Below are 12,528 nucleotides of genomic sequence, written 5' to 3' on the forward strand. Positions count from 1 at the left end.
GCGATGGCGATTGCGATTGTCGATTACGGTATGGGGAACCTGCACAGCGTCGGCAAAGCGGTCGAGCGCCTTGGCTACGAAGCGTTGATCACCGGGGATCGTGAGGCGATCCTGGGTGCTGACGGAGTGATTTTGCCGGGCGTAGGCGCGTTTGGCGATGCGATGGTGCATCTCCGTGAAAACAATCTGGATGCCGTCGTGAAAGAGGCTGCAGCCGGCCCGAAGCCGCTGCTGGGCATTTGTTTGGGCATGCAGCTGCTGTTCAGTTCCAGCGAGGAGCATGGCGAACATGAAGGACTGGATATACTGCCAGGTAAAGTTGTTCGGTTTGCCCCGGGTGAGTTGAAGGTGCCGCATATGGGTTGGAACCGTCTGGAGTTTCGCCAGCCTGAAAACCCGCTGTTTACGGGGCTGGAGGAAGGGCATGTTTATTTCGTCCATTCCTATTATGCCCAGCCTGAAGTGGCAAGCGACCTGCTTGCAGTGACGGATTACGGACATCCGGTTACGGCCATCGTCGGCAGAGGCTCGAACTTCGGTATGCAGTTCCATCCCGAGAAGAGCGGCGAACTCGGCATGCAATTGCTGCGCAATTTCCTCGCGCTTACGGGTGGGCCGAACGTTATCTCTCGTTAATAGCAGGAGAACCACAAGGTACGGCGTTATCGCTGCCATGGTGCGGGCGCTGAGGGGAACGGCCGGAGCAGTAAATCGCGGGTTCAGCGGGTTCGGACGGGATCAGAACATTCATTTCATTGCATTTCAATTTCAAACTTAGATTCGGGAGGCCTTGTATGTCATCTTTTATCATATATCCGGCGATTGATATCCGGGACGGCAAATGCGTACGATTGGTACAAGGAGATTACAACCAGGAAACGGTATATAACGATGATCCGGTGCAAGTCGCTCTTTCTTGGGAGAAGCAGGGCGGCACGTTTGTGCATCTCGTCGATCTGGACGGCGCCAAGGCCGGTCATCCGGTCAACGACGCTTTGATCGGGCGCATCGCTTCAGCGGTGCAGGTGCCCGTTCAAGTGGGCGGTGGCCTGCGGACAGTGGCTGACGTGGAACGTTTGCTAGGACTAGGTGTGAGCCGGGTAATCATCGGAACGGCGGCGATCGAGGATCGTGCATTTACCGAAGAAGTGCTGGGGCGTTATGGCGACAAGGTGGCTATCGGTATCGATGCCCGCAACGGTTATGTGGCAACACGCGGCTGGTTGGAAACATCGGAAGTTCAGGCAGAAGTGCTTGCCAAGGAACTGGCAGCCTTCGGCGCAGAGACGTTCATTTTCACCGATATATCGCGCGATGGTATGATGCAGGGGCCTAATGTGGATGCGATCGTATCTCTGGCCAAGGCGAGCGGCCGCACGGTTATCGCTTCCGGCGGCGTGAGCGTGATGGATGATCTCGTCAAACTGAGCAAATACACGCAAGACGGCGTTGGTGGAGCGATCGTGGGCAAAGCGCTGTATACGGGCAGCATCGACCTGTCCGAGGCCATTCGTACGATCAAGTAGCGCATCAATCATTGGGGAGAGAGGAAGAGGAGCATGCTGGCAAAAAGAATCATTCCGTGTCTGGACGTCAAGGACGGCCGGGTTGTCAAAGGCGTTAATTTCGTCAATCTCCGCGATGCGGGAGATCCGGTGGAACTGGCGGCGCTGTACGACCGCGAAGGCGCGGACGAACTCGTGTTTCTCGATATCTCCGCTTCCGTGGAAGGCCGCGAAACGATGGAAGAGGTCGTGCGGCAGACGGCGGGAGAGATCGCTATTCCGTTTACGGTAGGCGGAGGCATCTCGAAGGTGGATGACATGAAACGCATTTTGCGCGCAGGCGCAGACAAAATCGCGGTGAATACGGCTGCCGTGCTGAACCCGCAATTGATTGCGGACGGAGCACGGCGTTTTGGCTCCCAATGCATCGTGGTGGCGGTGGATGCCAAGTATAACGAAGCATGGGGAGAATGGGAAGTGTACACCCACGGCGGACGCAAGCCATCCGGAATCAAGGCGCTGGAGTGGGTGAAACAGGCCGAAGCGCTGGGCGCCGGAGAAATCCTGTTGACCAGTATGGACGCGGACGGAACCAAGGACGGGTTTGACCTGAAACTGACGGCCGCGGTATCCGAATCGGTACGGATTCCGGTCATCGCTTCCGGCGGCGCAGGCAAGGAGTCCGACTTCTATGACGTGTTCACGGCAGGCAAAGCCGATGCGGGCCTTGCGGCTACGATTTTCCATTACAAGGAAATCGCTGTGCCGGAGTTGAAGAAACATTTGAAAGAACAAGGGGTGGAAATCCGTGAGTAACGTAAGCAGAGAAATCAGGGAACAGTTGTCCCTGGAGCAAGTGGTCGAGCATATCCGTTGGCAGGACGGGCTAGTGCCCGCCATCGTGCAGGATGCAACAACCAACGAAGTGTTGATGATGGCATACATGAATCGAGAATCGCTGAAATTGTCGCTCGAATCGGGAGAGACCTGGTTCTGGTCGCGTTCCCGACAAGAGTTGTGGCATAAAGGCGCAACGTCCGGAAACGTGCAAAAGATTACTTCGATCAAATACGATTGTGACGGAGATACGCTGCTGGTAGCGGTCAAACCGGATGGTCCTGCTTGCCATACCGGCGAGGTAACGTGCTTCCACAACGAAATCGTGGGTTTGCCGCAGCAAACTGACGGCGAAAACGCGGCAGCTTCCCCGGCCTCGGGACGGTTTGATGTGCTCGCCGAGCTGGAGTCGGTCATTGCGGAACGTGAACGCGAGCGTCCGGAAGGAGCGTACACCACATATCTCTTCGATAAGGGCGTCGATAAAATTTTGAAAAAAATCGGCGAGGAAGCGTCCGAGACGATCATCGCCGCCAAAAATAAGGATAATGAAGAGCTCCGCCTAGAGGTTAGCGACCTGCTGTACCACTTGCTCGTCTTGCTGCAGGAGCGAAAGCTGCCGCTGGGCGACATCATGTCCGAATTGAGCCGTCGCCATGAGCGGCCACGCCGCGATTAGGGGGCAGCCACTTATGCGGATCGATTATCATACGCACCATGAACGCTGCGGTCATGCCGTCGGCAAGCTGGAAGAGTATGTACAGCGTGCGGTAGAGATGGGCTTTTCCCACATCGGGTTGTCTGATCATATGCCGCTGCTGCACGTCGACCCGGCTCAGTATTATCCGGAGATGGCCATGCCGATGGACGAACTCCCGCGTTATGTGGAGGAATGCTTCTCCTTGAAGGAGCGGTACCGCGGACAAATCGAAGTTCGTGTCGGGCTTGAAGGCGACTACATTGAAGGCTGGGAAAATGAAATCCGCGCCATCATCGAACGATATCCATGGGATTATGTGATCGGTTCGGTCCATTTTCTCGGCGAATGGGACATCACCGACTTCAGGCAGACGCATGGCTGGGAAGGACGCGACGTGCTGGAGGTATACCGTCAATATTATGATGCCGTCGGCAAAGCCGCAGCTACCGGCATGTATGACATCATGGGACATACGGACGTGATCAAACGTTTCGGATATGTACCGTCGGAGGAGCAGACCGGAGAACGCATTGCGCTGGAAAATGCAGCGCTTCAAGCTATTGCCCGCAGCGGCTGCGCAATGGAGCTGAACGCATCCGGCTTAACCAAACCCTGCGCCGAGATGTTTCCAAGCCGGCGCATGCTGGAGGAAGCCCTCCGGCTGGGCATTCCGCTGACGCTTGGATCGGATTCTCACGATCCGAAGAAGCTTGGCGAGAATCTGGAGCATGCCGAAGCCCTGCTCGCAGAACTTGGTTGTACGGAGGTTGCCGTGTTCGAAGGCCGGCGCCGTTCTTTCGTTCCTTTAAATGTATAGGGCACTGGAGTATAATAAGCTTGAAAGTCCTGATGCATCAAAGGACAATTAAGGGGCGTTAACGCTCGGGAGGGGCATTATGCAACAATCATTACGTATTTTTTCCGGTTCTTCGAACCCGAAGCTGGCGGAAGAGGTATGCGACAAGCTGGGCGTTGAGCTGGGCAAAATCAAGCTGTCTCGGTTCAAGAGCGGGGAAATCTACGTTCACTACGAGGAAACCATTCGCAATTGCGATGTGTTTCTTGTGCAGTCGTTGTCTCATCCGATCAATGAACTGTTTGTGGAGCTGCTCGTCATGATCGATGCAGCCAAGCGGGCTTCTGCCCGTACAATCAACATCATCGTTCCTTATTATGGATATGCCCGGCAGGAACGCAAGTCTGCCCCGCGCGAACCGATCTCCGCCAAGATGGTCGCCGATGTGCTGACCACGGCCGGAGCAAGCCGCGTGGTTACCATTGACCTGCATGCCGCGGCCATTCAAGGCTTCTTTAACATTCCGGTCGATCACATGACTTCCCTTGATTTGATCAGCGATTATTTGCTCAGCAAAGGGATCGAGAATCCGGTCGTCGTATCGCCGGATGCCGGCCGGGCCTCCATGGCCGAGAAGCTGGCGAATCGCCTGGATTCCCCGTTCGCGATCATGATCAAAAAGCGTCCAAGCCATAACGAATCGGTGATTACGCATGTCATCGGGGATGTGGAAGGCCGGACGCCGATCATCATTGAAGATTTGATCGACACGGGCACGACGATTCTGAACGTGGTTGAAGGATTGAAGGAACGCGGATCGAAAAATGTGTACGTGTGCGCAACGCACGGTCTTTTTTCCGACGGCGCATTAAGCAAGCTGGATCACCCTTCGATCGCCGAAGTGGTCGTTACGGACTCGATTGCTCTGCCGGAATCGCATCCGAATTGCGTCACCGTACTACCGGTCGCACCTATGCTGGCCAGAGCGATACGCATCATCGTCGATGGCGGCTCGATGGCGACGCTGTTCAGGGATTCCGGAATTTAGTGAAGGCGGCAGCGCCTTGTTTTCAATCTCCGTGTCGGGGCGGTCGCCGCTCTGCACGGTTTTTTGTCATGCGTGGTTAAGGTATCCGGATCACATCCGCCAGAATCTCTGCTTTGTCTCTCTATGCGATGTGTTATAATACAGAAAATTGGTACGGAATCACCTGCTGGTTACCCATTTTTGTGGTGTTGCACCAGATCTTTCGAATACAGCAGAACCGCAGCCGGGCGAAGTGGCAGCGAGAAATGAGGAGTGGGTTCCATTGTCACGTACATGGTATTATCGCTTACTGTTTTCGTATTTTCCCATTTTTCTGCTTACCGTGACGATCATCATCTTTATTGCCTTTGTATTTGTAAACGACATTTCCAGGGAGGAGACCCGGAAGGCGGACCGGATATCGTCCAGCTATCTTGTGGACAACGTGGACCGGATTATTCGGGATATTGAGTTATCCGTCTTAAACTCGGTGGAAGCTAACCCTGCATATAAACTCTATTTCAACAACCAAGGCCAGGTCAGCCGAGATGCGGTGTATGCCATTGCGCAGAATTTGCGGGAATTGACCAATTCGTCTTCCAACATTCAATCCATCTACTTATATGACAAGATTAATGAAAGCGTTTTAACAGTTAGCGGGTCCAAAGAGGTTGAGGGTTTTTCCGACAAAGCCTGGATTGACGAGATCGCCTCAGGGGCTGTAGGACCGGGCTGGCAGCCTGTCAGGGAATACAATGCCGGGTTGGTCCAGCGGACGCCGGTTCGCGTACTGACCGTCAACAAGGAGATGCCTCTGCCGTTCGGCTCGGAAGGCGTGCTTGTCATCAACGTAAAGATGAGCAGCATCGAACAGAGCATTGATAGCATGGTGAACGGACAACTATCGTTTATGACGATCCTTGACCATAACGGTCAGGTCGTATACGACGCGCATTCAGACCACGAGGGCGTGGCGAACGGAAGAAAACTGAACACCCTGACGCTGGAAAGGCTGGGATGGACATTCACCAGCGGCATTAAGGCAGGCAATCTTTTTGGATGGGTATCCGTCATTTCCTATGTGTGGGTGGGCATTGCCTTTGTCACCGTCGTGTGCTCCATCATTTATATCGTTTATATCACGCGTCGCAACTACAAACCGATCCAGGTCATCATGAACCGGATCGAGGCCCATCAGATTCGAACGATGGAACAATCGGGCTCCCGCACGGATGAGATGAAGCTGATCGACGGCGTTCTGGAGAACCTGATTAACCACATGATGGACTACGACAAAAAAAGCAGGGAAAATATGCTGCTGCAGCGCAGCAAGCTTTTCAACGACCTGCTGCACGGCGAAAATCTGGACGGCATTATGGAGCGTCTGCAGGAGCTCTCCCCGCTATCGGGCTTCGATGATTCGAATTCGGCGCGGTTTGCCGTCGTTGTCGGGGAGATCAACCGGTTTGAAAAAGTATTCCAACAGAAATACACGCGAAGCGAGCAGAACACGCTTCGATTTGCGTTAATGAACGTATTGCAGGAGTTGTCCCGCGATCAAGGGCTGCAATGCTGGACAGAGTGGATCGGCGCCGACCGGGCCGCCATTCTGTTCTTGTCAACGGGGAACGAAGCAGAAACGACGGAGCAGATTAAAGCGGTTGCCGAGGAGTGTCGGGATTGGGTCGAGCAGAATTTGCGCATCCCGCTGAGCTTCGGCATTGGACCCATTGCGGAAGGGGCGGAACATATCCGTCATTCTTATGCAGCGGCAGAAGCGGTCCTGCACCGCAAATTGCTGATGAACGGAGACGTAGCACTGGCCGCCGAAAGCGGCGAGACGCCCCAGCGTTTATTGGTGACCTATTCCTGTTTGCAAATGATCTCCGAGTTCGTGAAACGGTTCCGCATGTCGAGCAGTCAGTGGCGGGATCAACTGGAGGAAATGTTCGAGGCGTTCGAGCAGAACCAGCTGCAGGATGACCAGATTCGTTCCTTGATCCAGGCGATGCTGCAGATGTTGAGCCGCGAAGTAGCGGTCATGTCGGAGCAACTGCAGGAGCAATTGTCCGAAGAACGGATCGGGGAACGTTTGAAACGAATGGATGAGGCCGAAACATTCGAAGAGGTCAAAGCGCTACTGCTTGATGATCTGACCGACTTATTCCGAACGTATGTCTCCGCCAGCGAAACGAAGAGTTACCGGGCCATGGTCAACGAAATGAAAAATTACATCGAAGAGCAGTTTGCCAATCCGGATCTTTCGCTGAAGCATTTGAGCGAGCGCTTCCAGATCTCCGGCAAACATGCGAGTTATTTGTTCAAGACCGAGTTCAACATGAAGTTCGTTGATTTTGTCACCGAGCTCCGCATGAAGGAGGCCGAGCGGCTTCTGCTGAATTCGGATCTGTCGCAACAGGATATCGCCCTGAAAGTGGGATATGCCAATGCGATCTCCTTTGGGCGCGTGTTCAAACGGATCGTCGGCATTACGCCGGGAGACTATCGCCGTTTAAAGCGTGAGCCCCCGGCAGCAGCCGATGCGAATCACTAAAAAGCTGCGGAGAAATCAGACGTACTTTGTTTCGTCATATTCTCGAAGGAACTCTGCTAATTTCGGATCATGATTATTGAACCAGAGGGGCGGAATCCGTGCAGGCGCTCTCCGTCAGGAGATTCGTCCTGCCGGACCGCCTTTTTGGTTTACCGGCGTAATCGCTCTTTCAAGGCGTCACATGGGTTTTGTCCGCTTATTGTGTGAGGGCGTACCTTGTTATCATGGCTCTCATTTCGTGTCTTTACGAAAATAGGCAGTGCATGAAAATGGTTTATTCGTTCAAACCACGGGAATAACATCCGGTAGGACGCAGAGAGCGGTATGTGCGGTCAGAGCGGTCATGGTTATGAAACGGGAACATCTGCGAAAATAGGCAGCAGGCATAAACCATAATCCGTATGTAAGCGTTTCCGAAACTGGTTTATTGCTGAAGTGCGATGCCATATGAAATACTCGGTGCAGGCTTCAATCAATCACGCAAAGTCAAAGGAGATGACACAAATGACAGGAAGAGCACCCAAGGGGAGTCTAAAGAAATGGGTTGGGATGGCGCTTACGATGGTTATGGCCGTATCCCTGCTTGCAGGCTGTTCGTCTTCATCGGAACAAGGCACAGCAGATAACGGCTCGTCGGGCGATCGCGTAACATTAAAGGTCGAGATTTTTGATCGCGGAAACAGCCCTGCTCCGCAAACGATTACCAGCAACTACTTGCAAAAGCTGGTGCAGGAACGTTTTGGGGATCCGAATAACATTGACGTACAATTCGTGCCGATCCAACGTTCCGAAGAAGTAACGAAGCTCAACGTGCTGATGGCCAGCAACACCGATGTTCCTGATATCGTATTTGTGTATGACTCCAGCGTGTTTTACCGTTATGCCCAGCAGGGCGGTCTGACTGACGTCGGCGAGCTGCTGGACCAGTATGGACCGAATCTTAAAAAATTCCTCGGCGAAGATACATTGAAGTTCGGCCAGGTGGAGGGCCAGCAATTCGCGATCCCGGGCAAACGCGCCATTACGGGCCGCTACAGTTCCTACATCCGTCAAGACTGGCTGGATAAACTGGGCTTGCCTGTACCGAAGACAACCGATGAGCTTTATACCACGTTGAAAGCGTTTAAAGAGAAAGATCCGGGACAGCTCGGAAGCAAAAACATTCCGATGGGCATGGCGCTGGCACCGGCTCAATTCGAAACGTTAATCTATTCTTTCATTAAACCGGTGAGCGGAGACCTGACTTACGGACAGCGTTACGAGCTGCCGCTTCATGACGGATTCAAGGATGCGATGCAGTTCCTGAACAAGCTGTACAACGAGGGACTGATTAGCAAGGATTTCAGTTTGGACGAGGACAAGGCCCAGTTGGCCAAAGATATCCAAAACGGAAATACGGGGTACTGGTCCGAAGACGTCGACGCGATGTTTTATGCCGACGGTACCATCGACAACTTGAAGAAGAACGTGCCTGATAGCAAAGTGCTGCCGGTAGACGTATATACGAACCCCAATGCGGACAATAAGCATATCAAATCACGGTACGGAACGAACGGGATGTACATCATGATTCCGAAGAGCAGCAAACGTGCCGTAGAGGCCGTCAAATACTTGGATTGGATGGCGTCCGACAATAACTTGAGAGACATCTACAGCGGCGTTGAAGGCGAGAACTATGAGCTGGTTGACGGAATTCCGGTCGTTAAAGAAGACGCTTCTCAAGAAGCCAGGGATCGCCTGTTCAACGCGGGAGACATGGCAATCATCTCGAACGGTAAAAACATCGGCGACCAGGCTACCAACGAAAAGGCATGGATCATGGGCTTCCCTGAACGAAATCAGGGATTGTTGAGACAGTCCATCGACATCGCCAATACCGATACCGTGGGTCCGATCATCTTTGACAAGCCGATTCAGGCCGAGATGAAATACAGCACCGCACTGAAAGATAAGCTCAACGTCATTATCGTCAAAACGGCAATGGCCAAACCATCTGAATTCGAAGCGGTATACGAGCAGGAAATGAATGATTACATGTCCTTGGGCGGCGCGGATTTGAAGAAGGAGCTTGAGGAGGCATTACAGGGAACTGCAGCCAAATAATGCGTGGTGTAATGCACCGCTGAACGGTTTAGGTTGCCTTTGCCTGTGGCTATTAAAAAAGAGACGTGTGCCGCCGCTGCCGGCGGCACGCAGTTTCTCCGTAGATAGGAGGAGAACGACTTGACCACATCATACTTTAAACGGTATTGGCAATTGTATGCACTGCTTTCGCTGCCCTTGCTCTATTTCCTCATTTTCCGTTATGGCCCGATGTACGGCGTGCAAATCGCCTTCAAAGATTTCAACCTGTTCCAGGGCATTAACGGCAGCGAATGGATCGGTTTTGATGCCTTCCGCGAAGTTTTTGCCATGAGGGATTTCTATACGACTCTTCGCAACACGTTTATGTTGAATTTTCTGGATCTGGTTGTCTCGTTTCCGGCACCGATTATTCTGGCCATCATGCTGTATGAAATCCGCTTCAAATGGTTCAAGAAAGTATCGCAAACGATTCTGTATATTCCGCATTTCATCTCCTGGGTCATTATCGGGGGGATCGTGTACCAATTGTTCGGCAATCAGTCCGGTATGGTAAACGGCGTGCTGGAAAGCATGGGACTGAACACCATTCCGTTCCTGACCGAAAAAAATCCATGGCTTGTCACTTATCTCTTCACTGGCGTGTGGCAAAGCGCGGGTTGGGGCACGATTCTTTATCTGGCTGCGCTTACCGGCGTGAATAAAGAATTGTTCGAGGCAGCCGAAGTCGATGGCGCTTCGCGTCTGAGAAAAATATGGCACATTACGCTGCCGGGAATCCGCACCACCATTGTCACGCTGCTCATCCTCAATTTGGGGAAAATGGTCAGCATCGGCTTTGACCGCCCCTACATCATCGGGAACACGGCCGTACGCGAGTACTCGGATGTTCTCAGTACCTTCGTATACCGGGTTGGTCTAGAATCGGGCCAATATACCATTGCGACCGTCGTTGGCTTATTTCAGGCCGTGGTCGGGCTTGTGTTCGTGCTTGGTTCCAACTACATTTCGAAAAAAGTGACCGGAGACGGCATTCTATAGCCCCTGGCGGGCAATATCGCATATGTCTGTTTGGAAGAACTGTATAAAGGAGTTGTGGAGCCTATGAGTGAACGCACCTCAAACCGGATTTTCGATATCGTTAATATCTCATTTGTTGCTTTGTTTGTGCTGTTCTGCCTGGCACCGTTCTTGCACACGATCGCAATCTCGCTTAGCTCCAACCGCGCGATTACGTCCGGGGAAGTAACCATTTTCCCTAAAGAGTTCAATTGGGATGCCTATGTCAAAGTGTTCTCCGATCATTCGATGCTCTATTCGCTTGGGTACACGATCATTCTGACTATCGTGACTACGGTGCTGTGCATGGTCTTCACGATTGCTGCTGCGTATCCCCTCACCAAGAAAAAACTGAAGGGGCGCAAGCTGTTCATGTACGTCATCATTATCACGATGTTTTTCAGCGGCGGCATCATTCCCGAATACCTGCTGATTCGCGATCTGCACCTGTTGAACTCGGCATGGTCGCTAATTCTCCCGGGCTTGGTCAGCCCGTTTAACTTGATCATTATGATTTCTTTCTTCTACAGCATTCCGGAGTCGCTCGAAGAATCGGCCGAAATCGACGGCAGTTCGCATCTGCATACGTTGTTGAAAATTGTATTGCCTTTATCGATGCCGGTGATGGCGACCCTTGCTCTCTTCTATGCGGTCGGACGCTGGAACGGATTCCAGGATTCCTTGATGTATATCAACGACCCGCAGCTGTACCCGCTTCAACTGAAGCTGTTCCAGATGGTGCAAAACAACATGGTGAGCGAGCTGACGCAAATGGAAGGGGCCAACCGCACGGCGCTGACGCCGGAGAGCCTCAAGGCGGCTACGGTGATCTTCGCTACGGTGCCCATCCTGCTCGTTTATCCTTGGCTGCAAAAGTACTTCGTCAGCGGTGCGATGCTTGGGGCCGTTAAAGGCTAAGTTGGCGAGAAGAGATATCCATGTATTCGAAAGGAGTGCAAGCTGATGATGAACGGGACGGACAAGGGCGAGTATTCGTTCTCGACCTGCTGGAATATCAAGCGTCATACGTCCGGAGCCGATATGGTGCAGGAAATCGCCGATCTGGGATTCCGCCGGGTGGAGCTGAACTATAATGTGACGAAAGATATGCTCGCAACCATTGAGCCGATGATTGAACGTGGGGAGATCGGCATATCCAGCGTGCATAACACGTTCCCCCACGTACCGGATCCCGATTACGGCACGGATTCCGTGCTGCTCGGATTTGAGGATGAGGAAAAAAGGAAAAGGGCGATCGAGCTGCTCGTCGGGTCGGCCGAATATGCCCATCGTTATGGTGCGGAAGCCGTCGTGGTACACCCGGGGGAAGTGCCGTTCGAGCCGGACATCAGCAAAGAACTGTCACGGTTGTACCACGATGAAGGTAAAGATTCCCTGGCCTATCGAAGCAAATGGGAAGAATTGATGGAGCGGCGCGAGGCGCTTGCTGCCGGCTACGTGCAAAAGATTATCGCCAGTCTCGATGAGGTCTGCAACAAGGCGATATCCAAGGGCATAAAGGTTCGATTCGGCATCGAGACCCGTTCCAGGCCACAGCAGATCCCCACTCTTGCAGAAGCGAAAACGATTATTCAGGCGCTCCGCGGCGCCCCTGTCGGCATCTGGTACGATACGGGCCATGCCATCATGATGGATCGCCTCGGCCTGTATGACAGCGTAGGGGAGATGGATGGATTGATGGATGATATCGTAGGAGTCCACATCCACGAGACGCTGGGCCTTTCCGACCACTGGTGCCCGTATGTGCACAGCAAGGACATGAACTTTTACGACGCATACTTGCCGATGATCCGGCGGGCGCAGGTCAAGGTATACGAGCTGAAAGCCGCCTGTAAGCCCGAAGAAATCCATGAAAGTCACGCGTTGTTAATGTCCAAATTGGCGGAAGCGGCGTATTCATAAAACATCGCGCATGCGGGCCAAGGGTAAATGCAGAGCTTTGGTAAA

Annotated in this window: 11 protein-coding genes; all 11 read left to right on the plus strand. The window is 53.0% G+C overall.

Going from position 1 to position 12,528, the window contains the following annotated elements; translation table 11 throughout:
* The first annotated feature begins 3 nt into the window (after window positions 1-3).
* The 11 genes from hisH to SNR34_RS00825 all read left to right on the plus strand — a co-directional run bounded on the left by hisH (window position 4) and on the right by SNR34_RS00825 (window position 12,483).
* Window positions 4-636, plus strand: coding sequence for an imidazole glycerol phosphate synthase subunit HisH (gene hisH, locus SNR34_RS00775; RefSeq protein WP_236420402.1), 633 nt, complete (start codon window positions 4-6; stop codon window positions 634-636).
* Between the two features lie 158 nt (window positions 637-794).
* A complete protein-coding gene (gene hisA, locus SNR34_RS00780) occupies window positions 795-1,526 on the plus strand; it encodes a 1-(5-phosphoribosyl)-5-[(5-phosphoribosylamino)methylideneamino]imidazole-4-carboxamide isomerase (RefSeq protein ID WP_236420401.1) in 732 nt (243 codons plus the stop codon).
* Between the two features lie 33 nt (window positions 1,527-1,559).
* Entirely contained in the window at window positions 1,560-2,321 is a 762-nt protein-coding gene (gene hisF / locus SNR34_RS00785; protein WP_236420400.1) for an imidazole glycerol phosphate synthase subunit HisF, read from the plus strand.
* On the plus strand, window positions 2,314-3,021 hold the full coding sequence (gene hisIE, locus SNR34_RS00790; protein WP_486180942.1) for a bifunctional phosphoribosyl-AMP cyclohydrolase/phosphoribosyl-ATP diphosphatase HisIE: 708 nt from the start codon (window positions 2,314-2,316) through the stop codon (window positions 3,019-3,021). Before hisF ends, hisIE begins: the two co-directional genes overlap by 8 nt.
* Window positions 3,022-3,034: 13 nt before the next feature.
* Window positions 3,035-3,859, plus strand: coding sequence for a histidinol-phosphatase HisJ (gene hisJ, locus SNR34_RS00795; protein ID WP_486180943.1), 825 nt, complete (start codon window positions 3,035-3,037; stop codon window positions 3,857-3,859).
* Window positions 3,860-3,938: 79 nt separating this feature from the next.
* Window positions 3,939-4,886 (plus strand): ribose-phosphate diphosphokinase, encoded by a 948-nt coding sequence (locus SNR34_RS00800; protein ID WP_236420397.1) that lies wholly within the window; start codon window positions 3,939-3,941, stop codon window positions 4,884-4,886.
* A gap of 262 nt (window positions 4,887-5,148) precedes the next feature.
* On the plus strand, window positions 5,149-7,419 hold the full coding sequence (locus SNR34_RS00805; protein WP_486180944.1) for a helix-turn-helix domain-containing protein: 2,271 nt from the start codon (window positions 5,149-5,151) through the stop codon (window positions 7,417-7,419).
* Between the two features lie 504 nt (window positions 7,420-7,923).
* Complete coding sequence (locus SNR34_RS00810) at window positions 7,924-9,522, plus strand: extracellular solute-binding protein (protein WP_236420395.1); 1,599 nt, start codon at window positions 7,924-7,926, stop codon at window positions 9,520-9,522.
* Window positions 9,523-9,642: 120 nt separating this feature from the next.
* Window positions 9,643-10,542, plus strand: a complete 900-nt coding sequence (locus tag SNR34_RS00815) for an ABC transporter permease (RefSeq protein ID WP_236420394.1) — start codon at window positions 9,643-9,645, stop codon at window positions 10,540-10,542.
* A gap of 63 nt (window positions 10,543-10,605) precedes the next feature.
* The gene (locus tag SNR34_RS00820; protein WP_236420393.1) at window positions 10,606-11,478 is read left to right on the plus strand and encodes a carbohydrate ABC transporter permease; all 873 of its coding nucleotides are present in this window, start codon (window positions 10,606-10,608) and stop codon (window positions 11,476-11,478) included.
* Window positions 11,479-11,523: 45 nt separating this feature from the next.
* Window positions 11,524-12,483, plus strand: a complete 960-nt coding sequence (locus SNR34_RS00825; RefSeq protein ID WP_486180945.1) for a sugar phosphate isomerase/epimerase family protein — start codon at window positions 11,524-11,526, stop codon at window positions 12,481-12,483.
* Window positions 12,484-12,528 lie beyond the last annotated feature (45 nt).

This window comes from Paenibacillus sp. XP01 (assembly GCF_057364885.1).